Below are 25,750 nucleotides of genomic sequence, written 5' to 3'. Positions count from 1 at the left end.
TACGTTGACCGCCATGGGGAACGCGCACCGCTGCGGCAAGCACGTCGTCCTGGCCAACCCGTCCTCACGCATCCCGATCTGGATGGAATGCGCCGTGCACCGCTTCACGCCGATGCAGGTCACGCGGCGCTTCCACGACATCGCGGCGATCGAGTTCTCGTACGAGGAAACCCTCCGGCTGGGCTGGATCGTCGAGTACGCCATGCTGTGACGCCCGGCGTCCGGCCCGGCCTTCGCGGTGGTCGTGATCAGTCCAGATAACCGGGATACAGCAGGGCGAGCTCGTTCGGGTAGGCGGCGATCAGCCGCAGCTCGTCGTCGGTGAGCGGCCGGCCCGTCGCGGCGTTGCAGAGCTGGACCAGTTTGAAGGTCAAGGCCTCGTCCGTCACCGGGACGCCCAGGTCGTCCAGGACGTGCCGGAAGCCGGCCAGGCCGCCGTACTCGCCGGTCAGGACCAGGCGGCCGGGGCGGGCGTGGCGGTCGGACGGGAACGGGCCCAGCAGGTCCTCGTCGTAGAGCTCGTAGTTGCGGTGGTCCTTCAGGGCGCCGTCGGCGTGGATGCCCGACTCGTGGGCGAAGGCGTTCGACCCGACGCCGGGCTGGTTGTTGGGCAGTGGCTGGCCGAAGGCGTAGGAGGCCCAGGCGGCGAAGCGGCGGGCCCACGACAGGTCCAGCTCGTCGCCGATCTCGGCCGAGTCCGGGACGCCGAACCCGTGGTGCAGGGCCAGGATGCAGGAGAGCAGGTCGGCGTTGCCCGAGCGCTCGCCGATGCCGTTGACGCAGGTGTTGATCCAGGCGTCCTGACCGGCGGCGAGGTCGCCGAAGGCGCCGGCGAGGGAGTTGGCCACGGCCATGCCCAGGTCGTTGTGGCAGTGGGTCTCGATGGGCATGGCGACCGCGCCGGCCAGCTTGGCGAAGCGCTCGCCGATGCGGGCCGGGGTGTCGCCGCCGATGGTGTCGCAGTAGCGCAGGCGGTCGGCGCCGGCCTCGCGGGCGGCGAGGGCGAACTCGGTCAGGAAGCCCTCGTCGGTGCGCGAGCCGTCCTCGGCGTTGACGCCGACGGTTTCGGCGCCGACCGACTTGGCCGCGCGCACGGCCGCGGTCATCTCGCGGATCAGCGCGTCGCGGTCGAGGCGGCCGCGGAACTTGTTCTGCAGCATCTGGTCCGAGGTGGAGATCGACAGGTTGTAGTGGCGCAGTCCCAGGCCGGCCGAGCGCTCGACGTCGGCGGCGACCGCGCGGCACCAGCCGGACAGGCGCAGGCCCCCGAACGCGCCGGCCTTCTCCAGCGCGGTCTGCGCGCGCACGTACGGCACCTCGTGGAACAGGAACGGGAAGCCGATCTCGGACTGCGCCACGCCGAGGCGGCCCAGATAGAAGTTCACCATCGTCTTGCCGAACTTCGACAGCCCGGTCCGGGCCGTCTGCACCCCGTCCCGGTTCGTGACGTCGAGGAAGTGGATGCGCGGCTTGCTTACGGTCGACATGACTCCAGATTGACGATATCGATGATGCTGTGTCAATGTTGACGAAAATCAACATGAGCAGGTGGCTGGCATGGACAAATTGGTCAACGCCGACGAGGCGGCCCGGCGGCTCGGGGTGAAGCCCGCGACGCTGTACTCCTACGTCAGCCGCGGCGTGCTGACCCGCCGCAAGGCCGATGACGGGCACAGCGTGTTCGACGCCGCCGAGATCGACCGGCTGGCGCGGCGCGGGCGGCCGAGGCGACCCGCCGGCGGCACCGAGCTCGTCATCGAGTCCGCCGTCACCATGCTCGGCGAGGACCGGCACTACTACCGCGGGCGCGACGCCATCGGCCTGGCCGCCGGCTGGGGCCTCGAGCAGGTGGCCGCCTGGCTGTGGGACGGCACCGCGGAGGGCTGGGCGGCCGACCCGCAGGGCGTCGCGGCGGCCCGCCGGGCGCAGGAGGGGCTCGCCCCGGCCGTGCTGCCGCTGGAGCGGCTGCAGGTCATCGTCACCGCGCTCGCGGTCGCCGACCCGATGCGCTTCAACCTGGACCCGGCCGCCGTCGCGCTGGCCGGCCAGGGCCTCATCGCCGGCATGGTGGACGCGCTGCCCGGGCCCGGGACGGGGGAGCAGCGGCCGGTGCACGAGCGGCTGTGGCGCAAGCTCGCGGCCGAGGGGGCCGACCCGGCGCTGGCCGATCCGCTGCGCTTCGCCATGGTGCTGCTGGCCGACCACGAGCTCGCCTCCTCCACGCTGGCCGCGCGGGTGGCGGCGGCGGTGCGGGCCGACCCCTACGCGGTGGTCGCGTCCGGGCTCGGCGTCACCAGCGGGGCGCTGCACGGCGGGGCGTCGCTCGGCGTCGAGACGATGCTGGCCGAGATCGACGAGCCGGGCCGGGCCTCGTTCGCGATGGGGGAGCGGCTGCGGCGGGGCGAGCGGATCCCGGGCTTCGGGCACGCCGTGTACCGCTCCGGCGACGCCCGCGGCGAGGCGCTGCTGGAGCGGGTGCGCTCCGCGGTGCCCGGGCACCCGCGGCTGGCCGTGGCCGAGGCGGTGCTCGACGAGGCGCGCCGGCGGCGGCTGCCGGCCGTGAGCGTGGACCTGCCGCTGGGGCTGCTGACCCACCTGGCCGGGATGCCCCGCGGCGCCGGGGAGGCGATCTTCGCCATCTCGCGGACGACCGGCTGGCTGGCGCACGCCATGGAGGAGTACGCCCGCCCCACCCGCGTGCGCCTGCGGGCCGCCTACACGGGCCCGCTGCAATGATCGCCGCGTTCGCATACGTCTCTGGGATGTGATCACTCGGCGGTGGGTCCCCGCGTCGGCGCTGGCCGCCGTGGCGGTGTTCTTCGTGACGCTGGTGCTGCTGGCCTCGTACAACCCGTGGCACTACGTGCGCCTGATGCCGTTCGGCCGCAACGGCGTCGTGTTCTCCACGCTGGCGCTGGCGCCGCTGCTGCTGCTCTGGGCGGTGTGGCTCGTGGTCGGCAACCGGATCGCGCGGGTGGTCGTGTCCGTGCTGACGGCCCTGCTGACGCTGGGCTCCTGCGCGATCGGGTGGGCAAACCAGTCCCTCGGGGACCCGGAGCCGAGAAAGATCACCGTCCTCGGGGTCTCGCCGGACGGGCGGTTCGAGCTGGTCGACGAGTACTCCGCCGTCATGTTCTTCACCGCCGTCGAGCGGGTGCGGCTGCGCAGCCGGGCCGGGCTGGCCAGCCGCGCGTCCGGCCAGGCGCTGGCCTGCTTCCAGCACCAGACCGACGACGCGCGCTCGCCGTCGCGGGTGCTGCGCTCGGCGCGGTTCGTCGGCGCCACCGAGGTCGAGGTCGTCAGCGGCGACGGGGTGGCCTGGAGGACCACCTTCGACCCCGGGACGCTGGTCGCGGCGAGCACCCTTGCGCGGGGCTGCAACGGCTGAGGGAGGGGCCCGGGATACGGGGCGGGGCCGATACAGTCGGTAGGGTGACCACGGACAACCCGTTCTTCGCGCTGAGCGACCTGCCGTACCAGTTGCCGCCCTTCGACCGCATCGACGTCGAGCACTACCTGCCGGCCTTCGAGCGGGGCATGCAGGAGCAGCGCGCCGAGGTCGCGGCCATCGCCGCCGATCCGGAGCCGCCGACGTTCGACAACACGCTGGTGGCGCTGGAGCGCTCCGGCCGCGTCCTGCAGCGCGTCTCCGCCGCGTTCTTCACCGTGACCAGCGCCGACACGAATCCCCGGCTGCAGGAGATCGAGGCCGAGGTCGTACCGCGGCTGTCGGCCCACAGCGACGCGATCATGCTCGACCCCGGGCTGTACCGCCGGATCAAGAGCCTCTACGAGCGCCGCGACGAGCTGGGGCTCGAGCCCGAGTCCGCCTGGCTGCTGGAGCGCTACCGCGTCGAGTTCGCGCGGGCCGGGGCCGAGCTTTCGGCGCAGCAGCACGTGCGGCTGCGCGAGATCAACGCCGAGCTGGCCAAGCTGGCCACCGAGTTCGGCAACCTCGTGCGCGACGAGATGAAGGCCGGCGCGGTCGTGGTCGACACCGAGGCCGAGCTCGACGGGCTGACCGAGGACGCGATCGCCGCGGCGGCGGTGGCCGCGCGCGACCGGGGCCTCGACGGGAAGTACGTCCTCAATCTGATCCTGCCGACGGCCCAGCCCGCGCTGGCCGCCCTGCACGACCGGGCGCTGCGCGAGCGGCTGCACACCGCGTCGATCGGGCGGGGCGCGCACGGCGACGCCAACGACACCAGCGCCATCGTGCTGCGCATCGTGCGGCTGCGGGCCGAGCGGGCCCGGCTGCTGGGCTTCGAGCACCACGCCGCCTACAACATCGCGGACAACACCGCCCGCTCGGTCGGGGCGGTCGAGGAGATGCTGGCCAAGCTGGTGCCGGCGGCGATGGCCAACGCCGCCGCCGAGGCCGAGGACCTGCAGGCGGCGATCGGCGACGACTTCACCCTGCAGCCGTGGGACTGGGCGTACTACACCGAGCGCATCCGCCGCGAGCGCTACGCGATCGACGAGAACGAGCTGCGCCCGTACTTCGAGCTGGAGCGGGTGCTGCGCGACGGGGTGTTCTTCGCCGCCGGCAAGCTCTACGGGCTGCGCTTCGACGAGCGGCCCGACCTGCGGGCGTACCACCCCGACGCCCGCGTGTTCGAGGTCTTCGACCGCGACGGCGGGCCGCTCGGCCTGTACGTCGGCGACTTCTTCACCCGCGCCTCCAAGCGCGGCGGCGCGTGGGCCAACGCCCTGGTGGCGCAGTCCCGGCTGTTTGGCACCGCCCCGGTCGCGGTCAACAACCTCAACATCAACCGGGCCCCGGACGGCGAGCCGACCCTGCTCACCCTGGACGAGGTGCGCACCCTCTTCCACGAGTTCGGACACGCCCTGCACACGCTGTTCTCGCAGGTGTACTTCCCGAAGTTCGCCGGCACCAGGGTGCCGCGGGACTTCGTGGAGTACCCGTCGCAGGTCAACGAGGTGTGGATGCTCTGGCCCGAGGTGCTGGCCAGCTACGCGCTGCACCACCGCACCGGGGAATCGCTGCCCCAGGAGGTCGTCGAGCGGCTGCAGGCGGCGGAGCGGTTCAACGAGGGGTTCGCCACGACGGAGTACCTGGCGGCCACCCTGCTCGACCTCGCCTGGCACACCCTGGACGCCGACGCGGCGGCCGCGGTCGACGTCGTCGTCGCGTTCGAGTCGGCGGCCCTGGAGCGGGCGGGCGTGGCGACGCCATTCGTGCCGCCGCGGTACCGCACTACCTACTTCGCCCACATCTTCAGCGGCGCCGCCTACAGCGCGGGCTACTACTCCTACATCTGGAGCGAGGTCCTCGACGCCGACACCGTCGACTGGCTGACCGAGCGCGGGGGCCTGCGCCGCGACAGCGGCGACGCGTTCCGCGACGGGCTGCTGGCCAAGGGCGGCAGCGCCGACGCGATGGAGGTGTACCGCACGTTCCGTGGCCGCGACCCGCTGATCGAGCCGTTGCTCAAGCGCCGCGGGCTCACGAGTGACGTGACGCGGTGACGCTCCGTACGGTTCCTTAGATTTCCTTTAAGCCAGGATTTCGTAGGGGATCCCGCCTTTCGGTACGGGCGCCACATTCGTAAGCTGTCGCGGTGCGTGGCGCCACCTCCCGGCGCAGGCGCGCTGCCGCACGCCGTCTGCACTTGCGCAGACTGGCGTTGCTGGCCGCGGTCAGCCTCGTCGCCTCATTGATCAGTGTCGGTGTGTCCTGGGTGATGTTCCCGGTGCAGCCGGCCGCCGTTGCCGACGACGTGAACTTCGACACGGCCAAGTTCTACGAGACCAACGCGAGGGCCAACGCCGCCCGCGGGGTCGCCCAGGCCGCCCTGCCGGGCGCGTCGCTGGTGCCGAAGCCGGTGGCCGGCCTTACGCAGGCACAGACCAACAACGCGTTCATCGTGGTCGAGGTCGCCCGCCAGATGAACCTGCCACCGCGCGCCATGGTGGTGGCGATCGCGACCGCGCTGCAGGAGGCGCAGCTGAAGAACCTGGCCAACCCGAAGGTGCCGGCCTCGATGAAGCTGCCGCACGAGGGGATCGGGACGGACTACGACTCGGTGGGCATCTTCCAGCAGCGCGTGAGCATCTGGGGCACGCCGGAGCAGCTCATGGACCCGGCCTTCGCCTCGGCCAAGTTCTACACGAAGCTGATGAAGGTCAACGGCTGGCAGCAGATGAGCGTCACCAACGCCGCGCAGGCCGTCCAGCGCAGCGCCTTCGCCGGCGCGTACGCCAAACACGCCACCAACGCCCAGAAGATCGTCGACGAGCTGACGGCTTGACGCGCGGCGCCTGCCACGGCCACCGTTCGCCGTGGGTGGCGCACTTCGGCGCGCTCGCGCCGCGAACCCTCACCTGAGCAGCCTCGGCATAACGCGACCACGGGCACGCGCCCGGTTCGCCTTGCCGCTCGGGCGCGTGAGGTGGAAGGTTGCCGCCTTGACCGCTTGCGGCGAGAACTTTCCGCCTTGACCGTCCAAGGCGGAAGGTTGCCGCCCGGACCGCTTGCGGCGAGAACTTTCCGCCTCGACCGCGCAAGGTGGAACGTTGCCGCCTGGACCGGCCAAGGCGGAAACTTTCCACCTTGGCTGCGGACGGGAGGGTTGCTGTCAGCGGCGGTGGATTCCGTTGTTCAGCCCCGGTTGTCTGACCAGCTCGGCCGCCGGTCTCCCGCGAGAACGCGGTGAAGGCGAGGAGTTCGGCCGCGGGCGTCGTCGAGATCGAGCCCGGACGTTGTCGGCGTCGGGCTGGTCGAAGAGTGTGCGGACCAGAGTCGCGACCCCCCACGCCGATCTCGGGACCTTGGTCGGCCAGTTGCTCGGGCATGTGGCGGCGGCGCCGATCGCGTGCACGAGGCCGCAGCCGGCGGCGGAGACGGAGAGGCGCACCTTGAGCAGGCCGCGGGCGGGTCAGGCTGCGCAGGAACTCGGGCTCACGTGGCAATGCGGCGCCGCCTGCCTTCACCGGTGCGGCTATCGCATCACGCCCGCGGCGGACGGCTCGTACACGACCTCCGTGGACGCGACCGTGGTGGGGAGGTTGCCGCCTTGACCGGTCGAGGCGAAAAGTTTCCGCCGCAAGCCGGCGCGGGGGAAGGGTTTGCGCGTGGGCCCGGGCGGTGACGCCGAGCCGTTGATGGAAGCCGCCGCGAGGAAGGGCTTGCGTGGGGGAAGGGCTTGCGCGTGGGCCCGAGCGGTAACGTCGAGCCGTTGACGGAAGCCGGCGCGAGGAAGGGCTTGCGCGGGGAAGCGTTTGCGCGTGGGCCAAGGTGCTGACGCCGGGCCGTTGACGGAAGCCGGCGCGGGGGAGGGCTTGTGCGGGGGCAGGGCTTGCGCGTGGGCCAGGGCGCTGACGTCGAGCCGTTGACGGATGACTCTGAGCGGTTGGATTTGGCGACTGGTCCAACCAGTTGATGGGTGGCACACTGCCGGGCGTGGAGTTCGTGCCCGCCAGCCGGAGTTCCGTGTCCGACCAGGTGTTCGGGCAGGTGCGCGACGCGATTCTCGGCGGGGTGTACCGGCCGGAGGCCAGCCTGCGCAGCGAGCGGGAGCTGGCCGCCGTATTCGAGGTCAACCGGCACGCCGTGCGGGAGGCGCTGCGGCGGCTGCAGCAGCTCGGGCTGGTGCGGGTGGCACAGGGCGGAGCGACCCGGGTGCTGGACTGGCGTCGCCACGCCGGGCTGGACCTCGCGATGGCGCTCACCGGCGTGCGGGACGTGCTGCCGTTCGACACGGTGGTCCGCGACGTGCTGGAGATGCGGGCCTGCCTCGGGGCCGACGCGGCCCGGCTGTGCGCGCAGCGGGCCTCCGGCGACGGGCGGGCCGCCGTGGTGGCCGCGGTCGAGGCGTACGCGGCGGCGGGCCCGGACCTGGACGCCATGGACGAGGCGAACGTCGCGCTGTGGCGGGAGGTCATCGTCGGCGGCGGGAACGTGGCGTACCTGCTGGCCTTCAACAGCCTCGTCGGCGGCGCGCTGGCGGTCGGCCGGGTGCCGGCCGGGCGGCGGGCCGCCGAGCTGCTCGACGTCGCCGGGCACCGCCGGCTGGGCGAACGCATCGTGGCCGGGGATGCGTCCGCCGCGCGGGACCAGGCCTGGGTGCTGCTCACCGCCCCCATCGGTGCGGAAACCGCACGCCCCCGCCCCCGCAAGGAGATCGAGGCATGATCCCCGCCGTGCTCTACGCGGTGCCGGCGACCTGGCGCCGTCCCGGCCGGCGGCCCGCCGCATGAGGCGCCCGGCTCTGGTGCTGTTCGCGGTTGCCGCCTTGGTCGAGCTGGCGGGGGTGGCGGCAGGTGTGCACGTCCTGCAGTGGATCGCCAAGCCCCTCTTGGCGCCGCTGCTCATCTGGTACCTCGTCCAGCGCGGACGCCGCGATGCTGTCGCGGTCGGGCTCGCGTTCGCGACCGCGGGCGACGTCGTGCTGCTCGTGCCGGGGGAGCGCTGGTTCCTTGCCGGCATGGCCTGCTTCCTCGGCACGCAGGTCGCGCTGGTGGTCGCGTTCCTGGGGAGGGGCCGGCCGAGGACGGCCGCCGTGATCGGGTACGCGGTGCTGTGGGCCGGCCTCAACGCGCTGCTGTGGGGTCACCTCGGGCCGCTGCGGGTGCCGATCCTGGGCTACAGCCTGGCGCTGGCCGCGATGGCCTGCGCGGCCACCGGCGTCTCGGCCCGGGTCGGGCTCGGCGGGGCGCTGTTCCTCGGCTCCGACCTGCTGATCGGGGCCGGCGCGGCGGGGCTGGACTTTCCTGGCCGCGACGTGCTCGTCATGGCCACGTATGCCGCCGCGCTGCTGCTCATCGCGACGGGCTGGGCGCGGGCTCGGGAGGCGACGGCACAGGGTGCGGCGGGCGGCGCCAGCGTCGTGCCAGTACCGCGGCCAAGCCGGCTCCCGCCGCGTTGACCAGCACGTCGTCGAGGGCGGTGACGCGGCCGAGGTCGAGGACGTACTGCAGCGTCTCGAGCACGGCCGAGCCCAGCGCGGCCAGGCCCGTCACCGCCCAGGCGCCCAGCCGCCACCGCATCGGGCCGAAGACCCCGAAGGCGGCGAACACCGCCAGGTTGCCGCCCATCTGGATGATCGCCTCGCGCGGGCCGCTGGTCAGCACGCCGGCGAGGCCGCGGACCGGGTCCAGGTTGATCCGGCGCGGGTTCGGTGTCGGCCAGAGAATCATGACGACCCACGGGGCGGTGCCGACGATGGTCCCGATGAGGCCGAGCCGGGCCTTGGTCATGGCCCGACGGTAACCGGGCGGCGCGGCGGCCGGGTGTGCGCGCCGAGGAGATTCAGTGTGCGTGCGCGGGGGCGCTCACCTGGAGTACATCCGCCAATGCCGTGATCTCGGCGCCGCACGGGTAGTCGAAGCTCACCCGCACCTCGTCGCCGGTGAGCACCTCGACCGGCTGGGCGACCGGCACGACCAGGTAGTTCATCGTCCAGTCGACGCTGCCGGGCGGGTCGTAGCCGAGCGCCAGCAGGTTCTTGGTGATCAGCCGGACGGCGTTGACCACGCCGGGCCGCTCGGCCACGAACGTCAGGTCGGCGGTGCACCGGCTCGGCAGCGGGTCGGCGTAGAAGAACTGCTGGAACACCTGCGGGGCGGCGAGCTCGACCGTGCGCGGCTGGACGCTCTCCGGCACCTGGAAGACGGGAGCGGGGACGGTGTAGCCGAAGTACGTGAAGTCCTGCTCGACCGGCTGCGCCGCCTGCACGCAGGCCTCGGGCAGGAAGCGGGGCAGGGGGCCGCCGATGTGGCGCAGGTAGCGGCGCTTGAAGCTGTTGAGCACCTCGATCTGGCGCTCCCGCAGCAGCCCGACGTGCAGCATCTCGCACATCACCAGGTCCACCTGCTCCTGGGGCAGGTAGTCGCGGGCGTCGGCGTGCAGGACCCGCACGGCGTCGCCAACCGCGGCGGCCAGGGCGGCCCGGGCGGCGGCGAACACGCGCGGCTCGCGCTCCACGGCGATGACGGTGGCGCCCTCGCGGGCGGCGAAGAAGCTCAGCACGCCGGTGCCGGCGCCGAGGTCGAGCACGCGCATGCCGGGGGTGACGGTGCAGGCGATCGCCTCCGCGAAGGCGCTCATCCGGCGGTCGTCGCCGAGCAGCAGCGCCTGGTACTGCAGCGGGATCACGTCGGCCGGGAACCCCGTGTACTCCGCGTCGAGGCCATCCATGGGCACAGGGTAGTCGCTCGATCGCCCTTGGTAGTGCCGTTCGGTGCAGGCCGAGGTCGTCCCATTTCCTACGGAGTGGTCACCGCTCGCCGATGTTCTTCAGCGGCGTGGGGTCGTCGGCGTTGGCCGGGGCGTTCCACTTCTGCAGCTTCGAGCCGTTGCAGGTGGCCACGGTGAGCTTGCTGACGGTGGTGCTGCCCTTGAAGATGTCGTTCGCCGGCAGCTTGGCGTCGTCGAGGTCGGTCGGGACGAGGCAGTTGCCCTTGTAGTCCTTGATGACGTAGCTCGTCCCGTAGTTGCCGTCGCCCATGTCGTAGTACACCGTCCACTTGACGGCGTTGGTGTCGGTCAGCGGGCACTGCTGGACGGTGACGAAGTGCTGCGCCGCCGGGCTCGGGTCGGCGGTGGTCAGGCAGTAGGTCTTGTACGTCTTGGTGCTGTCGTAGGTGCTGATCAGCCCCTGGGCCGAGCCCTTGGTGGTGCCGTTGCCCGGGATGGAGAACCGCTGGTTCCAGCCCACGTTGAGCGGGTTCGGCGCCTGCTTGCACGGCCACACGATGAGGAAGCCGATGGTGGTGTCGAAGTTCGTCACGTCGATGCAGCGGCCGAACTGCTTGAAGTTGACCAGCTGGTACGGCGCGCCGGCGGCCCCGGCGCCGACCGACGCCTCGGGGGCGAAGGTCCTGGTGTTGTCCGCCGCGCCGCCGCAGGAGCTGAGCTCGACGAACGCGCCGGGCGTGCTGGCGGACTTGGCGTGGAAGCACAGGCCGCCGAGGCTGGTGCCGTTGGACGCGGTGCTCTGGAAGTTGGAGCTGTCGTTGATGTTCCAGCGCTGGTGGTACGGAATGGTCAGGCTCCCGCACGGCTGGAACTGCACCAGGGAGCCCGACACCGGGTTCGCCCCGGAGTCCAGGCACATGCCCTGGGGGTTGGCCTGGGTCCTGGACGAGACCAGCTGCAAGGTGAGGTTCCTGGTGTACGCGAAGGTCTGCCGCGAGTTGCCCGCGCTGCACGGCTGGGTGGTCACGTTGGTGCCCACTGTCGGCGAGCTGGAGCCCGCGTCGAGGCAGTAGGCGCCGCCGTAGAACTTGAGCAGGCCGCCCTCGACGTTCTCGTTGGTGAGCCGGAAGACGTACGTGGCGGTCAGGGTGCGGGCCGCCGGGTCGTTCGTCTTGATCGGCTCGAGCCGGCCGGTCGGGCTGGCCTTGTCCGTGCCGGTCGAGGTGATCACGGCGTTGGCCGGCACCGTGCGCAGGATCGAGGCCCTGGTCCTGCATTCGTTGGTGTCGGTCCCGGTGGCGTCCTGGAACTGCACCGACACCTGGTAGCGGCCCTGCAGGCCGCCGCCGGTGCGGCCCAGGAGCGGGTCGGCCGCCGGCAGGCACTGCAGGTCGGAGATGCGGCCGGCCGAGGCGCGGATGCTGCCCACGATGACGTCGAGGCCGGCCTGCGCGGCGTGCAGTGCCTTGGCCCGGTTGAAGGTCTCGGCCGTGTCGCGCAGCTGCGTGATGGCGATCGGGACCATCAGGGTGCTCAGGGACGTACCGACCAAGGTGAGCATCATGGCGAGCGGCAGGGAACCGTCGTCGCGCCGGCGCAGGCGCTGCAGGGCGCGGAGCATCACGGCCTCGCTTCCGGGCAGATGGTCGTCGGGGTGGTGGTGAGCTTGCTGTTGAGCGCGGTGAAGGTGAGGTCGGTGTAGGCCTCGGTCCGGCCGCTGCCGGGGTTGGAGGCGACGTACAGCTGGATCCGCAGCCGCTGGTAGGACGTGTTGTCGCTCGTAGGTATCGAGAACGAGCTCTTGCCCACGTTGACCTGGGAGGCCAGCACGGTCCACCGGCCGGTCGGCTTGGAACCCTTCTCCGAGCGCCAGGCCTGCCGCCGCAGCGTCTTGCCGCCCAGGTACAGCTCCAGCTGGACGCAGTCGGGGATTCCGCTGGGGGTGCCGGGGTTGAGGTACTCGATGAACGTGTTGCCGCTGGTGTCGGTGTGGATCGGGCCGAAGCCACCGGAGTAGCGCAGCTCCCGGTCCAGGCGCAGGAACGCGGTGTTGAGCTGGGCCTGGGTCAGCGCGACCATCTCGTTGGCGTTGCCGGCCTTGAACAGCTGCACCAGGCCGGTGGTGAAGATGGCCATGACGATCGACATGATGCCGGTGGTGACGGCGAGCTCGGCGAGGGTGACGCCGCGATCGTCCCCTCGCCGCGTGGCGGCGCTCAAGCGCTCGACGAGCCTCATGTGATCTTCCAGACGAAGGTGAAGGTCGAGGTGGCGCCTGTCCTGTCGGTGACCTTCAGCGTCACCTCGTAGGAGCCGCTGGTGGTCGGGGTGCCCGTCATGACGCCGTTGTTGTTCGTCGTGGTGAGCGTGATGCCGGGCGGCAGGTTGGTGGCCGACCAGGTGTACGGCGTGGTGCCGTCGGTCGCCGTGGCCGTCTGGGTGGCGATCGCGGTGCCCTTCGTGCCGGTCCTGTCCGGCGCCGAGGCGGCCGGGGAGGTGATCCTCAGGCCGGAGTCCACGGTGACGTTGACCGGCACGACGGTGGAGTTGGTCGCGCCGCGGCTGTCGGTGACGTTGATGGTGACGAGGTACCGCGTGCCGCCCGTGATCGTGCCGGTGATCAGCCCCGCCGGGGACATCGACAGGCCGGGCGGCAGGTTCGGGGAGGAGAAGGTGTACCCGCCCGAGCCGCCGGCGGCGTCCACCGAGCCGCTGTAGGCCGTGCCCTTCGTCAGCGCGATCGGGTTGGTGGCGTTGGGCTTCTGCACGGCGACCTTGGTGTTCCACTGGAAGGTGGCGTTGGCGGTCTTGCCGTACGTGTCGGTGACCGCCACCTTCACCGTCGCGGCCGCGGCGGCGCCCGTCGCCGTGCTGCTGCCGGTGATGACGCCGGTCGTCGGCGCGATCGACAGGCCGGCCGGCAGCCCGGTGGCGGTCCAGGCCATCGGCGCGGTGCCACCGGTCATCGGGACGGTGTAGGACACCGCGGAGCCGGCGTCCCACGTCTGGTTGGCCGGCTGCGTGACGGCCGGCAGCGCGTTGACGGTCCAGTTGAACGAGGTGTCATTGGTGCCGGCCTGGTCCTTCACCACCATCCGCACCACGTAGACGCCGGCCACGGTCGGGGTGCCGGTGACCACCCCGGCGTCGCTGATGGACAGGCCCGGCGGAAGGTTCTCGGCCGACCACGTGATCGGCGGGTAGGCGGTCGACGCGGTCAGCCTGAGCGCGGTGATCGCAACGGTCACCTCGCTGGTCTGGTTGCCGGGGTTGTCCGGCAGCGGCGGGGTGACGGTCACGCTCGGGTTGAAGATCGGGTCGCTGGTGCTGCCGGAGATCAGCGTGTCGGTCATGTAGGAGCACTCGCCGCCCGCGCAGGCGCGGGAGTTCTGCCAGGTGACCGCGACGACGACGCGGTAGAACGACATCGGGTTGCTCACGCGCGAGGACAGCAGGCACGACGCGTCGCTCAGCTTCGGGTCCATGTCGCTCAGCTTCGGGTCCATGACGCAGGTGCCGAGGTACCAGTGCCGCCGGAAGACGGTGCCGTCGAACGTGCGGGTCTCGGGAATGGTCGGCAGGAGCTGCGGGGGCGGCGGGTTGGCGCTCGCCGTGGTGGGGTCCAGCGTGCTGTCCACGGCCGGCTTCATCGAGTCCTTGAGCGCGGTCAGGTCCAGGTTGGGCACGCGGTCGGTGAGGAACTGGTTGGCCACGTCGATGGCGGTGCGGCCCTGGGCCAGCTTCGGGCCGGGCAGCGAGCGGACCATCTCCACGCCGTCGTGGGCGTAGCGGATGGCGATCTGCAGGCCGCGCTGCTTGTTGATGGTGTTGGTGGTCGAGATGAAGAACGTGGTGAGCGCGGTCATGACCACGCCCATGATGGCGAGCGAGGTGAGGACCTCGACGAGGCTGAACCCCTCGTCGGCGCGGCGGCAGTCTCTGCTCATGGCGGCCGTCACGTCTGCGGGGCGTAGAACGCATCGAGGCTGATCGTGACGACCGCCTTGTCCAGGCTCGTCGAGCTGGTCGGGGCGAAGTTGACGGAGCTGATGAGCATGGCCCTCGGCTGCACCTGCTGCAGCTGGTCCAGGAACGGGTTCATCTTGGCGGTCGGGCCGGCCACGTTGAGGCTGACCGGCAGCGCGTACATCTCGTAGCCGACGGTCGCCTTGAGGTCCACGGCGGTGCCGACGCTGACCCCGCTCACGGTCACGCCGGCGAGCTCGCCGGCCTTCTGCAGCTCGCGCAGCAGGTCGGCGGCGGCGTCGTCGGCCGGCAGGGCGGCCCGGTCCTTGGCCAGATCGGTCTTGTACCGCTCGATGTTCGCGAACTGCTTGGCGAGGTCGGCCAGCTCCTTGCGCTTGCCGGCGTTCTCGATCTCGGTCTTGGCGGCGCTCTCCCGGATCGACGTGGTATCGGCCTTCTTGGGGGCGATGAGGAAGTAGTAGCCGAACGCGACGATGACGACGGCGAACAGGGCGCCGCCGAGCAGCCACAGGCGGTCGTTGCGCATCACTTGCCCCCGCTCGCGGTGGGGGCGGCGGTGGGCGTGTTGAACCGTCCGCCGAGCGCGGCCCTGGTGATCTCCATGCGGATGGTGAACGTCACGGCGTTGTTCTCCTCCGTCGCGTCGGTCGGGAACGGGTTGGCGATTCCGTTGAGCGTCGCCAGGGCGTCCACGTACGCGGCGACGACCGCCTTCGTCTGCGCCGTGCCGTTCACGATGATCGTCCCGACCTTGCCCGGGTTGGCCTGCGTCGCGGCGGTGTCCTGGTTCAGGGCGCAGGTGATGCCGGTGAGCTTGACGTGCTTCGCGTCCGCGGTGTCGCGCAGCGAGGCGATCACCTTCGACCAGGACAGGTCCCGCTCGAGCACCTTGCGCAGCCGCTCGTCGATCAGCTTCGAGTCACCCTGGATCTTGGTGAGCTCGTCGTACTTGTTGTGGCGCTCGCGGATCAGGCCCTGCCGGGTGTCCAGGACCGCCTGCAGTTCCTCGTCGGCGCTGGAGTGCTCGTGCACGGCGAGGCCGTACCAGCCGCCGACGAGCGCGGCCACCACCACGACGCCGCTGATCACCAGGCGGCGCAGGCGGCGCACGTGCCGCGTCTCGGCGATCTCCAGCGGCATGAGGTCGGCCGCGATCGGCAGGATCCGGAACGTGCGCGCGGTCGCGTCGGGGAACGCCGGGTGCGGGGCGCCGCCCCAGGACCCGGCCTTGCGCGGTTTCTCGGCGCCATTCTCCGGCGGTTGTACGTCCTGAGCCTGCTCGACCGGCGCCAGCCGCTCGGCCGGCGCCTCCAGCCGGCTCGGGGCATTCTGCCGGCTGTGCGTGTTCTGCCGGCTCGGGGCGTCCTGCTGGCTGTGCGCGTTGTGCTGGCTCGGCGCGTTGTGCTGGCTCGGGGCGTGCTGCTGGCTGTGCGCGTTGTGCTGGCTCGGCGCGTTGTGCTGGCTCGGGGCGTGCTGCTGGCTGTGTGCGTTGTGCTGGGTCGGGGTGTTCTGCTGGGCTGGCGCTTTTTGCCGGGTCGGTGCGTCTTGTTGCGGCGGTGCGGCTTGCTGGGCCGGCGCGAGGGCGGGCGGCAGTTGGGCGGTCGGCGTGCCCTGCGAGGGCGGTGCCTGGACCGTGGGCAGCTGGGCGGTCGGCCAGTCCGTGGGCTGCGGGTGCTCCTGCGGCTCCGGTCCCGTCGCCGGGGTTGGTGCTACCGCTGGGGCCGGTGATGGAGCCGCGGCCGGTTGCGGGGTCCAGGTGGCGGTCGGCAGGGTGGCCGGTCGGGCCGGTGGTTCGTCCGATGTGGACGGTGGCAGGTCGGCGTACGGGGTGCGCTCCCACCCCTCGGCCGGGGGCGGCGGGGGAGGAGGCATCGCCCAGGACGGCAGAGCGTTGCGTGGCTCGGCCGGTGGGGCCTGCAGATGGTTGGCCACGATGTCGGCGGGGGCGGTGAGCGGATCGAACCCGCCCGCCGAGGACATCGCCCGCTCGGTCAGCGTGGCCGACGGGGCCGAGCGAGTCGGTCGGGCCGGGTCGGTCGGCTCGTCGAGGTCGGGTAGCAGGAGCTCGCCGTGGACGTAGCGGGGGAACTCGCGGCGCACCGGGACCGCGGCGGCATCGGCCGGGGCCGTGACCGGCGCGGCCCCGGGCGCCGTCGTTCCGGGCAGCATGGTCCCCGACAGCGTGGACCCGGACAGCGTGGACCCGGACAGCGTGGACCCGGACAGCGTGGACCCGGACAGCGCGGACCCGGGCAGCGTGGAGTCGGGTGCGGGCTCGGGCAGTGCGGATCTGGACAGCGTGGAGTCGGGCAGCGTGGGCTCGGGTGGTGGCCAGGCCGGGGGAGGGCCGGCGGGCACGACGCGGACCGGCGGGCCGGCTGGGATGGGCCCGTCGAGTTCGCTGTAGCCCGACCGCCCGTAGCTTGGCTGTCCGTAGTCGGGCTGGTCATAGTCGGACTGTCCGTAGCTGGGCTGTCTGTGGGCGGGCTGGTCCGATGTGGACTGATCGTGGGTGGATCGGTCGTAGGCGGGCGGGTCGTACGTTGACCGGTTGTAGGTGGGCCGGAGGTACGAGGACTGCTGGTAGGTGGGCTCGTCGGGGGCGGGGCGCGGGTCATGGCGGTTGGCGCGCATGCGGCGGTCGCGTTCCACCTCGTCCAGGTGGTCGTCGGCCTGGTCGTCGAAGGACGGCAGGACGATGCCGGTCAGGCGGCGCTCCGGGTCCTTGCGACCGGAGTCGGCCCAGGTGGCCTCCTGCTGCCATACGGGCACCTGCTCGTCGTCCGGGCCGCTCATGCTGTCACCTCCGCTGTGCTCGGGCGCCGGCGTGAGCCACAGCTGTGCTGATTGTTCGCGGCCCCAACGCCTGGCCCGGCTTGACGAGGCTCCGCGGCGGTCGACCCGGACCAGGCGCCGCAACGCTGCGGGCCGCTCATCCCGTCGCCTCCGCTGCGCTCCGGCGCCGGCCTGAGCCCGATGCCGTGTCTATTTTTCGCGGCCCCAACGCCTGGCCCGGCTCGACGAGGCTCCGCGGCGGTCGACCCGGACCAGGCGCCGCAACGCTGCGGGCCGCTCATGTGTCCGCTCCCAGGGTCAGGCCGACGGAGATGGCGGCGGAGGCGCGGACCTGCTCCAGGCTGCCGTGGCGGACGCGGCGCAGGCCGCGCACGCGCATGACCGGGTCGACGGCGATCACCTCGACGCCGAGCTGTAGGTGCAGGGCCTCGAGCAGGCCGGGGAGCATGGAGCCGCCGCCGCACAGGGCCAGGCGGCTGACCCGGGCCTGGCGGCCGGCGGCGGTGAGGTAGGCGAACGAGCTGCCGATCTCGTTGATGAGCGGGCGTACGGAGTCCTTGAGCGCCGAGGCGCTGGCGGGGTCGGCGTCGGGGCGCAGGCCGACGCGGCACTTGAGCTCCTCGGCTTCCTGCAGCGGGATGTCGAGGCGGTCGGCGACGGTCTTGGTGATCTCGTTGCCGCCGCGCGGGATGGTGCGCACGATGAGCGGCTCGCCGTCGTGGTGCACGACCACGCTGGTCGCGTGGGCGCCGATGTCGACGAGGGCCTCGACCTGCTCGTCGAGGCGGGAGGCGGCCCGCAGCAGCGCGAAGGAGGCGAGGTCGACCCGCACCACGTGCAGCTTGGCCGCTTCGACGGCGCGTATTGCGGCCAGCACCGGCTCCTTGGGCGCGGCGATGAGCAGGCCGCGGATCGTGTCGGCGGAGCCGGCGTCCTCCAGGGGATAGAAGTCGATGAGCGAGCGTTCCGGCGGCAGCGGCAGCGCGTCGCGGACCTGGAACGGCAGGGCCTTGCGCATTTCCTTGGCCGGCAGGTTGGCCACCGTGGTCTCGCGCACGACGACCTGCTGGTGGGTGACGCCGAGCGCGACCTTGCGGCTGCGGAACTTGAACGTGTGCCACAGCTGCTTGAGCGCGCCGGTGACGGCCGGCTCGTCCTGGACGGCGCCGTTCTGCACGACCCCGGGCGGCAGCAGGATGTGGCCGAAGTTGCTGATGGTCGGGCCGTCCTTGCCGTTGCTGGTCTCCGCCGCGCGGATGGACACCGTCCCGATGTCCAGGCCGATCAGGTTGACAGCGGCCATCGTGCTCCTTCGACAAGAGCCGCCCACGCCTCGTGCCGGGGGCGGCGCACACTTACGCGGGGACCAGCAGGTTGGTGTACCAGTCGGTGATCGGCGCCGCGGCGAACAGCGCGATGAGGGCGCCGGCCAGCATCGACGGGCCGAACGGCAGCGGGGTGCGGCGCCCGGCCCGGCGGGTGGCCAGCAGCACGACGCCGACCGTGCCGCCGAGGACGAAGGCGGCGAGCGTGCCGATGGCGACCGAGGGCCAGCCGAGCCAGCCGAGGTACAGGCCGAGCACGCCCGCGAGCTTGACGTCGCCGGGGCCCATTCCCCCGCGGTACAACGACAGCAGGAAGTAGAGGGTCCACAGTGCGGCCATCGCGAGCACGCCGCGCAGGGCCGCCGGCCAGTCGCGCTCGACGATGACGCCGGGCAGCAACAGCAGCGGGGCCACGACGTAGGAGGGCAGGACGATCGCGTCGGGCAGGCGCAGCACGTCGAGGTCGATGAGGGCCAGGGCGACGGCGATCGCGGCGAGGTACAGCCAGGCGGGGAGGTTGACGAGCGCCGCGTTGCTGAGCCAGTCACCGCCTGTTGTGTAACGGTGGCCGGACGATGGTGCGGCGATGCGCGCGGCGACGGCGACGAACAGTAGCGCCGTGCCCAGCTCGACCAGCGGGTACCGGACGCCGATCGGCGCGGCGCAGTCGGCGCAGCGGCCGCGCAGCAGCAGCCAGCCGAGGACGGGGACGTTGTGCCAGGGGCGCACCGGGGCCGTGCACTGTGGACAGTGGGAGGCCGGGCGCAGCAGGGACTCGCCGCGGGGGAGGCGGTGGATGACGACGTTGAGAAACGATCCGACGGCCAGCCCGAGAACGCCGACGACGACGAGCACGAGCGTCATGTCCGGGATCCTTTCCGTCTGGTCGATGCCGCTGGTGGCGCTTGGAGCCGGGTCCGGGAGGCGGCGGTGGCGGCCCGCGGCCGGAACGCTTTCCGGTCGCGGGCCGCCGAGGCCGCTTCGATCATGTGGTGATCAGGTCAGCCGGTGGCGAGGCAGTCGGCCATGTTCTTGGTGGTGTCGGACGCCTTGCGGACCGAGCCGCCGGCCGCGCTGTCGTAGACGTAGAAGACGGCGCCGTCGGAGTTCACAGCACAGATGCGGTAGCTGTCGTTGGTGGTGCCCATCCGCTTGTACTGCATCTTGTTGCCCGGCGACAACGTGGCCGTCTGCTTGGTGCCGCCCTCGAAGGTGCTGCCACTCTTCGTAGTGCCGAACTCGAGCTTGGTGGTCGCGTCGGCATCGGTGCTGGCCGGGTACGCGTTGCTGTTCTCGGTGTAGAACTGCTCGATCGCGCTGACCGCGGCGCGCACGTCGGACTCGGCCGACTTGTTGGCCGCACCCTTGCGGTAGTTCAGGTACATCGGCACCGCGATCGCGACGAGCACGCCGATGATGACAACCACGACGAGCAGCTCGACGAGCGTGAAGCCGCCGTCTCCGGCAGCACGCTTCTTCTGCATCCTGCGCAGCGTCTCTTTCATGGGTGAGCCTCCTGCTCGACTGCCTGGGGTGTGGGAAGTGGCGAGGCTCCGGTGCCTGGCGCCAGGGGCTTGCCTTGTTGTCCTGCTTGCTTCTCAGTAACCGATTCGCCGGGTGCGTCCGGGGTTGTCCTCCGCGGTGCGACCGCGTTGCGGGGGCTCGGTCAGTTGCTCTGGATGTTCTGGTAGATCGAGAACATCGGCAGGTACAGGCAGACGATCATTCCGCCGACCACGCCACCCATGACGAGGACCATGATCGGTTCGATGGACGCGGTCAGTGCCTCCGCCGCACTGTCGACCTCTCGGTCGTAGAAATCGGCAACCTTTTCGAGCATCTGACTGATTTGGCCGCTTTCTTCGCCGACCTCGACCATCTGCACGACCATCGGCGGGAAGATCTTGTGCTGGCTGAGCTTGCTCGACATGGGCCGGCCCTCGCGCACCGCCTGCTGCAGGTCGGTCATCGCCGCGGTGATGACGGTGTTGCCCGTGGTGCCGCCGACGACGTCGAGGGCCTGCAGTACCGGGACGCCGACCCCGAGCAGGGTGCCGAGGTTGCGGGAGAAGCGGCTCAGCGCGATCTTCGTGAACAGCGGGCCGAACACCGGCAGGCGCAGCTTCATCTTGTCGAACCACAGGCGCACGGCCGGATTCGCCGCCATGAGCCGGCGGAAGGCGACGGTCACGGCGACCAGGACGACGATGAGCACCGGCCCCAGCCAGAACAGCGTGTGACTGGCGGTGACGATGATCCGGGTGGGCAGCGGCAGCTCGCCGCCCAGCTGCTGGAACATCTTCTCGAAGATGGGCACGATGAAGATCAGGACGGCGCTGATCATCACCACGGTGAACAGCAGGACGATGACGGGGTACGTCAGCGCGCCCTTGATCTTTCCGCGAAGGGCGGCGTCCTTCTCGAAGTTGGTCGCGATCCGGTCCAGGGCGCCGTCGAGGAAACCACCCGTCTCGCCGGCCCGGATCATCGCGACCATGAGCGTCGGGAACACCTTCGGGTGCTTGCCCAGCGCCCCGGACAGCGACATGCCGCCCTCGATGTCCGCGCGCACCTCGCCCAGCGCCTTCTTCAGGGGCGGCTTGGGCGCCTGGTCCTCCAGCACGGCCAGGGAGCGCAGCAGCGACATGCCCGACTGGGTCATCGTCGCGAACTGGCGGGCGAAGATCGACAGGTCCTTGAGCGTGGTCCGGCCGCCGAGCCCGGGGATGGTGATGTCGCGCCGCATCAGGCTGTCGGCGCTGGTGATGGCCAGTGGCGTGAGACCCTGCTGGCGCAGCAGCTGGGCCGCGGCCAGCTCGTTGGACGCCTCGATCTTGCCCTTCGTGCGCTTACCGTCGTGGTCGATCGTCTGGTAGTCGTACGTCTTGGTGGCAGGCATCTGTCACGGCACCCTCGGTCGTCGGGTCGTCCTTCGCCGGGCCGGTCGCTCCCGGGTGTCCTGGTGGCGGGCGGCGGTTATGTGCGGCCGGCCAGGCGGCGGAACTCCTCCGCCGAGTGGCTCAGCTCGAGCGCCACCTCGTAGGTGATCAGCTGCTGGCGGACCCGCTCGGCCAGGTGCTGGTCGAACGAGAGCATGCCCTCGTTGCCGCTGGACTGCATGAACGACGGGATCTGGTGGTTCTTGCCCTCGCGGATCAGGTTGCGGATGGCGGGGGTGGCGAACATGATCTCGGCGACGATCGTGCGGCCCTGCCCGTCGGCCCGCGGCGCGAGCGCCTGGGTGACCACGCCCTGCAGCGCGTTGGACAGCTGCGCGCGGATCTGCTGTTGCTGGTGGGGCGGGAAGATGTCGATGACCCGGTCGACCGTCTGGGCGGCGCTCTGCGTGTGCAGGGTGGCCAGCACGAGGTGGCCGGTCTCCGCGGCGGTGAGCGCCGTCGAGGTGGTCTCCAGGTCGCGCAGCTCGCCGACGAGGATGATGTCCGGGTCCTGGCGCAGCGCGTGCTTGAGAGCGAGCGCGAAGGACTGCGTGTCGGCGCCGACCTCGCGCTGGTTGACCAGGCAGCGCTTGTGCTCGTGCAGGAACTCGATCGGGTCCTCGATGGTCACGATGTGTGACGAGCGGGTGCGGTTGGCCAGGTCGAGAATGGCGGCGAGGGTGGTCGTCTTGCCCGAGCCGGTCGGGCCGGTGACGAGCACGAGGCCGCGGTGCATGTGGGCGAAGCGGGCCACCTGCTCGGGCACGCCGAGCTGGTCGAGCGGCTTGATGTTGTGCGGGATGGCGCGGAAGGCAGCGCCGAACGAGCCGCGCTGGTTGTAGAGGTTGACCCGGAAGCGGGAGACGCCCTCGATGGCGTAGGCGAAGTCGAGCTCCTGTACGTCGAGGAACTGCCGCCACTGGTTGTTGTTGAGCACCGCGGCGCGGGCCAGCATCTCGGTGTCCTCGCGGGTGAGGTTCTCGTAGCCGGGCAGGTAGCGCAGGCCGCCGTTGATGCGCACCGTGGGCGGGGCGCCGACGGTCAGGTGCAGGTCGGAGCCGCCGACGCGAACCAGGGAGACGAGCATGGCGTCCAGTGAGGCCCGCTCGTCGCTGGTGGCGGCGCGGGTGGTGTGGGCGCCGGCCATCGCGTTCTGCACCGCGTCCGGGGGCGTGCCGTAGGACGCCGGGGTGGACCAGCCGCCCGGGGCTGCTTGTGTGGTCACGCGGGCTCCTTGCGGTACCGGTGCAGCGAAAAAGACCTCGTGGGCCCGATCGGCAGCCGTGGGGCGGAGCTGAGGATTCGAGCCGCTCGCGGGGCGCTCACACGGCGACGCGCACGACCTCGGGGATCGAGGTCTGGCCCTCGGCCGCCTTGGCCAGTCCGTCGATGCGCAGGTCGAGCAGGCCCTCGCGGTAGGCGACGGCCTGGATCTCGTGGGCCGAGGCGCGGTCGATGGCGAGCTTCTCGATGTCGGAGGAGACCGGCATGACCTCGTGCAGCGCGATGCGGCCGCGGTAGCCGGTGTTGGCGCACGAGCGGCAGCCGACCGGGCGCCACAGCGTCCGCGGGGTGCCGAGCAGGTCGTACGGCCACCGGGCGCCGATCAGCTCGGCCTCGGTGGGGCGGTACTCGGTCTTGCACCAGTCGCACAGGCGGCGGGCGAGGCGCTGGGCCAGGACGCAGTCGACCGACGAGCCGACCAGGAACGGCTCGATGCCCATCTCGACGAGGCGGGTGACGGCGCTGGGGGCATCGTTGGTGTGCAGGGTGGACAGCACCAGGTGGCCGGTGAGCGCGGCCTCGATGGCCAGCTGGGCGGTGGTACGGTCGCGGATCTCGCCGATGAGGACCACGTCGGGGTCGGAGCGCAGGATCGCGGGCAGGACGGCGGCGAAGGTCAGGCCGGCCTTCATGTCGACCTGGACCTGGTTGATGCCGGGCAGGCGGTACTCGACCGGGTCCTCGACGGTGATGATGTTGACGGTGGGCTTGCTGATCTCGGCGAGGGTCGCGTACAGCGTGGTCGACTTGCCCGAGCCGGTCGGGCCGGTGACGAGCAGCATGCCGTGCGGCTTGTTGAACGATGTGGCGAACCGGTCGTAGTTGGTCTTGCTGAAGCCGAGCTTGGCCAGCTTGAGGTCCATGCCGCTGGTGTCGAGCACGCGCAAGACGATCTTCTCGCCCCACACCGTCGGCAGGGTGGCCGTGCGCAGGTCGACCGCCCGCTGGTTGATCTCGACCGTGATGCGGCCGTTCTGCGGCACGCGGCGCTCGGTGATGTCGACGTTCGACATGATCTTGAGGCGGGAGATCAGGGCCGACTGGACGTGCTTGGGCACCGTGTCGACCTCGTGCAACACGCCGTCGATGCGGTAGCGCACGCGCATGTTGTGCTCGCCGGGCTCGAGGTGCAGGTCCGAGGCGCGGTTGACGATGGCCTGCTCGAGCAGGGAGTTGACGTACCGCACGATGGGCGCGTCCTCGTTCGCGGCGGTGAGGTTGGACACGGCCGGGGTGGCCTCGGCGCGCAGGCTCTCGGCGACCTCGCCGAGGTCGTTCTCCTCGCGCTTGAGCCGGTCGATGATCTTGCGCAGCTCGGAGCGGGCGACGACGACCGGGCGGACCGTGAGGCCCGTGGCGGCCCGTACATCATCCAGGGCGAGCACGTCACCCGGGTCGGTGATGCCGACGGTGATTTCGTGGTCGTTGAGGGCGATGCCGAGGACGCGGTGCCTCAGCACCAGGGCCATCGGGATCTTGGTGACGGCCGCCGGGTCGATGGGGTATCCGACCAGGTCGAGGGTGGCGATGCCGTACGCGTCGGCGGACGCCGCGGTCAGCTGCTCCTCGGTGACGATGTGGTCGTTGATGAGCACGGCACGGATCGATCGGCCGGTGTGCTCGGCCTCCTCGGCCGCCCGGTCGACGGCCTGTGCGTCTGCCCCGCGTTCTTTCAGCGCGTCCAGTAACGGCCTGAACGTCTGGTACATCTCACCCCCGTGTCGCCGGAGGGCCTATCGGCGGCTATCCGGGTGACTTTCGGGTTTCACCCCGGGCGCGTGGGCCGGACTCGTTGACGGGTCGCGATGGCGTCGTGAGGATGCTTCGCTGTGTCGGTTGCCGTTGTGGAAGAACCCAGAAGCGGATTGCCCGGCAATATCAGCATTTGGCGGGCGCGGTGGTTGCTGATGCGGTACAGCGGCCGTGCCCCCGGGGAGCCGTCATATCCGGGCGTGCCGGCTGCCGCGCAGGCCGAGCTGCTGGCGCTGGTCGCCGAGGTGGCGGCGCGGGTGGGGGTGGCGCGGCCGGACGCTGTGCTGCTGACCGGGTACGGAACGATCCGTTCCTGGGCGAGCCGGCGGCGTCGGCTGTTGCTCGTGGGGCTGCCGCTGCTGCAGTGCCTGACGGTCGACGAGGTGCGGGCGCTGGTCGCGCACGAGCTCGCGGTCGTCGACCACCGGCGGGCGCACCTGGTGGTGCGGCTGCGCGCGCTGTACGAGGAGGCGGTCGATCCGCTCTCGATGGTGCCGTCGATGCGCTCGGAGACGATCGCGCGAGCCACCCGGGACTTCGCCGCGGCGCTGGAGCGCAAGGCCGATCAGGCGGCCAGCAGCGCCTCCGGGCTGCACACCGCGGCCCGGGCCGTGGTCAAGGCCGACCTCGCCGCGTTCGAGTTCGCCGACCTGGCCTTCGACGTGGAGGAGCAGGTGTGGCAGCGCACCAGCGCGGGGGTCCAGGACCTGCACGCCGGCTGGCGGGAGGCGGTCCGGGTGGGGGCGGTGGTCGCGTCGCTGGACGACGACACCCGCATCGCCCTGATGGCGCGCCACCCGAGCCTGGCCGGGGCGATCGCGTCGCTGTCCCCGGCGCACGTGGCTTTGAGAGCCGTGGATTCGGTACCGCTGGTGCCGCTACCGCCGGACGTGGAGCGGGAGCTGGCGCGGCACGTGCTGAAGCGCGACAGCGGCCAATGGGTCACCTTCGCCGCCGTCCCGGACGACGAGTGGCCGGGCTGGCTGGCCCGGCAGGCCCGGGCGGTGTCGGACCAGGTGGCGACGCTGCTGCGGCGCCCGCCGATCGGGCCGGCGGAGGTGGTGGAGGTGCTGCTGACCCGGCTGGACGAGCTGGTGGCGGCGAACTGGCCGGCGCAGCCGGAGCCGCCGGCCGAACCGGAGGAGCTGGACGGCACGCCGTCGGTCGTGGTGGTGGCCGAGTCGGCGCTGACCGCTCAGGGCTGGCGGCGGGTCCATCCGGCGGCCGCCGGGGTGATGGTCAGCCCGGAGGGGGAGCAGCACAACCTGATCCTGCTGGCCCGGGCGGCGCTCGATTCGCCGGCTGCCTTGGCGGTACTGCTGGAGCTCCTGTCCCGCCAACCGTGACCCGCCTCGGGCCGCCTGGCGGTTGCCGCGTGCCTTCGGGGCCTGGCCTCGCAGCGCCGGTCGCCTATGGGGCCCGGCGGTGCGCTTGGGCTCCTCGGGTGGCCGTCCGGCTTCGGGCGGTCACCCGGCTGCAGGGTCGGGAGTGGTCAGCCGGTCGTGCGG

At 71.4% G+C, this 25,750-nt stretch carries 22 protein-coding genes; 8 read left to right on the top strand and 14 right to left on the bottom strand.

Annotated features, from left to right (window positions below):
* The first annotated feature begins 13 nt into the window (after positions 1 to 13).
* Entirely contained in the window at positions 14 to 211 is a 198-nt protein-coding gene (locus AB0M46_RS25110) for a hypothetical protein (RefSeq protein ID WP_363339520.1), read from the top strand.
* A gap of 37 nt (positions 212 to 248) precedes the next feature.
* Here the strand turns inward: AB0M46_RS25110 and AB0M46_RS25105 are convergent, their stop codons facing one another.
* Complete coding sequence (locus tag AB0M46_RS25105; protein ID WP_363339518.1) at positions 249 to 1,487, bottom strand: hypothetical protein; 1,239 nt, start codon at positions 1,485 to 1,487, stop codon at positions 249 to 251.
* Between the two features lie 70 nt (positions 1,488 to 1,557).
* On the opposite strand from AB0M46_RS25105, the gene AB0M46_RS25100 reads away from it, so the two are divergent.
* The 6 genes from AB0M46_RS25100 to AB0M46_RS25075 all read left to right on the top strand — a co-directional run bounded on the left by AB0M46_RS25100 (position 1,558) and on the right by AB0M46_RS25075 (position 8,888).
* Positions 1,558 to 2,736 (top strand): citrate/2-methylcitrate synthase, encoded by a 1,179-nt coding sequence (locus tag AB0M46_RS25100; RefSeq protein WP_363339516.1) that lies wholly within the window; start codon positions 1,558 to 1,560, stop codon positions 2,734 to 2,736.
* A 28-nt stretch (positions 2,737 to 2,764) separates the two neighbouring features.
* Positions 2,765 to 3,388, top strand: a complete 624-nt coding sequence (locus tag AB0M46_RS25095; RefSeq protein WP_363339514.1) for a hypothetical protein — start codon at positions 2,765 to 2,767, stop codon at positions 3,386 to 3,388.
* A 44-nt stretch (positions 3,389 to 3,432) separates the two neighbouring features.
* The gene (locus AB0M46_RS25090) at positions 3,433 to 5,490 is read left to right on the top strand and encodes a M3 family metallopeptidase (protein ID WP_363339512.1); all 2,058 of its coding nucleotides are present in this window, start codon (positions 3,433 to 3,435) and stop codon (positions 5,488 to 5,490) included.
* A gap of 143 nt (positions 5,491 to 5,633) precedes the next feature.
* Entirely contained in the window at positions 5,634 to 6,272 is a 639-nt protein-coding gene (locus AB0M46_RS25085; RefSeq protein ID WP_363339510.1) for a hypothetical protein, read from the top strand.
* A gap of 1,151 nt (positions 6,273 to 7,423) precedes the next feature.
* A complete protein-coding gene (locus tag AB0M46_RS25080) occupies positions 7,424 to 8,155 on the top strand; it encodes a GntR family transcriptional regulator (protein WP_363339508.1) in 732 nt (243 codons plus the stop codon).
* Positions 8,156 to 8,216: 61 nt separating this feature from the next.
* Positions 8,217 to 8,888, top strand: coding sequence for a lysoplasmalogenase (locus tag AB0M46_RS25075; protein WP_363339506.1), 672 nt, complete (start codon positions 8,217 to 8,219; stop codon positions 8,886 to 8,888).
* Here AB0M46_RS25075 and AB0M46_RS25070 read toward each other — a convergent pair.
* From AB0M46_RS25070 to AB0M46_RS25010, 13 genes are all read right to left on the bottom strand, one after another.
* Complete coding sequence (locus tag AB0M46_RS25070) at positions 8,782 to 9,219, bottom strand: VanZ family protein (protein ID WP_363339504.1); 438 nt, start codon at positions 9,217 to 9,219, stop codon at positions 8,782 to 8,784. The two genes, AB0M46_RS25075 and AB0M46_RS25070, sit on opposite strands and share 107 nt — an antisense overlap.
* 52 nt (positions 9,220 to 9,271) lie before the next feature.
* On the bottom strand, positions 9,272 to 10,159 hold the full coding sequence (locus AB0M46_RS25065) for a methyltransferase domain-containing protein (RefSeq protein WP_363339502.1): 888 nt from the start codon (positions 10,157 to 10,159) through the stop codon (positions 9,272 to 9,274).
* Between the two features lie 79 nt (positions 10,160 to 10,238).
* A complete protein-coding gene (locus AB0M46_RS25060; protein ID WP_363339500.1) occupies positions 10,239 to 11,780 on the bottom strand; it encodes a ricin-type beta-trefoil lectin domain protein in 1,542 nt (513 codons plus the stop codon).
* On the bottom strand, positions 11,780 to 12,397 hold the full coding sequence (locus AB0M46_RS25055) for a hypothetical protein (RefSeq protein ID WP_363339498.1): 618 nt from the start codon (positions 12,395 to 12,397) through the stop codon (positions 11,780 to 11,782). The genes AB0M46_RS25060 and AB0M46_RS25055 overlap by 1 nt, the downstream gene beginning before the upstream one ends.
* Entirely contained in the window at positions 12,394 to 14,106 is a 1,713-nt protein-coding gene (locus AB0M46_RS25050; protein ID WP_363339496.1) for a prepilin-type N-terminal cleavage/methylation domain-containing protein, read from the bottom strand. The genes AB0M46_RS25055 and AB0M46_RS25050 overlap by 4 nt, the downstream gene beginning before the upstream one ends.
* An 8-nt stretch (positions 14,107 to 14,114) precedes the next feature.
* Positions 14,115 to 14,672 carry a type 4a pilus biogenesis protein PilO gene (gene pilO, locus AB0M46_RS25045; protein WP_363339494.1) on the bottom strand — a complete coding sequence of 186 codons (558 nt, stop codon included), beginning with the start codon at positions 14,670 to 14,672 and terminating at the stop codon, positions 14,115 to 14,117.
* Positions 14,672 to 16,942 carry a hypothetical protein gene (locus AB0M46_RS25040; protein WP_363339491.1) on the bottom strand — a complete coding sequence of 757 codons (2,271 nt, stop codon included), beginning with the start codon at positions 16,940 to 16,942 and terminating at the stop codon, positions 14,672 to 14,674. Before AB0M46_RS25040 ends, pilO begins: the two co-directional genes overlap by 1 nt.
* A gap of 277 nt (positions 16,943 to 17,219) precedes the next feature.
* On the bottom strand, positions 17,220 to 18,245 hold the full coding sequence (gene pilM, locus AB0M46_RS25035) for a type IV pilus assembly protein PilM (protein WP_363339489.1): 1,026 nt from the start codon (positions 18,243 to 18,245) through the stop codon (positions 17,220 to 17,222).
* Between the two features lie 52 nt (positions 18,246 to 18,297).
* Complete coding sequence (locus AB0M46_RS25030) at positions 18,298 to 19,131, bottom strand: prepilin peptidase (protein ID WP_363339487.1); 834 nt, start codon at positions 19,129 to 19,131, stop codon at positions 18,298 to 18,300.
* Positions 19,132 to 19,268: 137 nt separating this feature from the next.
* Entirely contained in the window at positions 19,269 to 19,772 is a 504-nt protein-coding gene (locus tag AB0M46_RS25025) for a prepilin-type N-terminal cleavage/methylation domain-containing protein (RefSeq protein WP_363339485.1), read from the bottom strand.
* A 161-nt stretch (positions 19,773 to 19,933) separates the two neighbouring features.
* Positions 19,934 to 21,166 (bottom strand): type II secretion system F family protein, encoded by a 1,233-nt coding sequence (locus tag AB0M46_RS25020; protein WP_363339483.1) that lies wholly within the window; start codon positions 21,164 to 21,166, stop codon positions 19,934 to 19,936.
* A gap of 77 nt (positions 21,167 to 21,243) precedes the next feature.
* On the bottom strand, positions 21,244 to 22,353 hold the full coding sequence (locus AB0M46_RS25015; protein WP_363339534.1) for a type IV pilus twitching motility protein PilT: 1,110 nt from the start codon (positions 22,351 to 22,353) through the stop codon (positions 21,244 to 21,246).
* A 175-nt stretch (positions 22,354 to 22,528) separates the two neighbouring features.
* Positions 22,529 to 24,199, bottom strand: coding sequence for an ATPase, T2SS/T4P/T4SS family (locus AB0M46_RS25010; protein WP_363339481.1), 1,671 nt, complete (start codon positions 24,197 to 24,199; stop codon positions 22,529 to 22,531).
* A 243-nt stretch (positions 24,200 to 24,442) separates the two neighbouring features.
* On the opposite strand from AB0M46_RS25010, the gene AB0M46_RS25005 reads away from it, so the two are divergent.
* The gene (locus AB0M46_RS25005) at positions 24,443 to 25,588 is read left to right on the top strand and encodes a hypothetical protein (protein ID WP_363339479.1); all 1,146 of its coding nucleotides are present in this window, start codon (positions 24,443 to 24,445) and stop codon (positions 25,586 to 25,588) included.
* Positions 25,589 to 25,750 lie beyond the last annotated feature (162 nt).

Source organism: Dactylosporangium sp. NPDC051485 (assembly GCF_040682015.1).
Taxonomy (GTDB): Bacteria; Actinomycetota; Actinomycetes; order Mycobacteriales; family Micromonosporaceae; genus Dactylosporangium.
The sequence above is the reverse complement of the archived record's forward strand: the minus strand, read 5'-3'. Positions and strand labels throughout refer to the sequence as shown.

Coding starts and splice junctions, on each gene's coding strand:
- pilM (WP_363339489.1), bottom strand. CDS start 18,245: ATGGCCGCTGTCAACCTGATCGGCCTGGACATCGGGACGGTGTCCATC.
- pilO (WP_363339494.1), bottom strand. CDS start 14,672: ATGCGCAACGACCGCCTGTGGCTGCTCGGCGGCGCCCTGTTCGCCGTC.
- AB0M46_RS25105 (WP_363339518.1), bottom strand. CDS start 1,487: ATGTCGACCGTAAGCAAGCCGCGCATCCACTTCCTCGACGTCACGAAC.
- AB0M46_RS25050 (WP_363339496.1), bottom strand. CDS start 14,106: ATGAGCAGAGACTGCCGCCGCGCCGACGAGGGGTTCAGCCTCGTCGAG.
- AB0M46_RS25030 (WP_363339487.1), bottom strand. CDS start 19,131: ATGACGCTCGTGCTCGTCGTCGTCGGCGTTCTCGGGCTGGCCGTCGGA.
- AB0M46_RS25020 (WP_363339483.1), bottom strand. CDS start 21,166: ATGCCTGCCACCAAGACGTACGACTACCAGACGATCGACCACGACGGT.
- AB0M46_RS25055 (WP_363339498.1), bottom strand. CDS start 12,397: ATGAGGCTCGTCGAGCGCTTGAGCGCCGCCACGCGGCGAGGGGACGAT.
- AB0M46_RS25060 (WP_363339500.1), bottom strand. CDS start 11,780: ATGCTCCGCGCCCTGCAGCGCCTGCGCCGGCGCGACGACGGTTCCCTG.
- AB0M46_RS25010 (WP_363339481.1), bottom strand. CDS start 24,199: ATGTACCAGACGTTCAGGCCGTTACTGGACGCGCTGAAAGAACGCGGG.
- AB0M46_RS25100 (WP_363339516.1), top strand. CDS start 1,558: ATGGACAAATTGGTCAACGCCGACGAGGCGGCCCGGCGGCTCGGGGTG.
- AB0M46_RS25015 (WP_363339534.1), bottom strand. CDS start 22,353: ATGGCCGGCGCCCACACCACCCGCGCCGCCACCAGCGACGAGCGGGCC.
- AB0M46_RS25110 (WP_363339520.1), top strand. CDS start 14: ATGGGGAACGCGCACCGCTGCGGCAAGCACGTCGTCCTGGCCAACCCG.
- AB0M46_RS25065 (WP_363339502.1), bottom strand. CDS start 10,159: ATGGATGGCCTCGACGCGGAGTACACGGGGTTCCCGGCCGACGTGATC.
- AB0M46_RS25025 (WP_363339485.1), bottom strand. CDS start 19,772: ATGAAAGAGACGCTGCGCAGGATGCAGAAGAAGCGTGCTGCCGGAGAC.
- AB0M46_RS25040 (WP_363339491.1), bottom strand. CDS start 16,942: ATGAGCGGCCCGGACGACGAGCAGGTGCCCGTATGGCAGCAGGAGGCC.
- AB0M46_RS25075 (WP_363339506.1), top strand. CDS start 8,217: ATGAGGCGCCCGGCTCTGGTGCTGTTCGCGGTTGCCGCCTTGGTCGAG.
- AB0M46_RS25070 (WP_363339504.1), bottom strand. CDS start 9,219: ATGACCAAGGCCCGGCTCGGCCTCATCGGGACCATCGTCGGCACCGCC.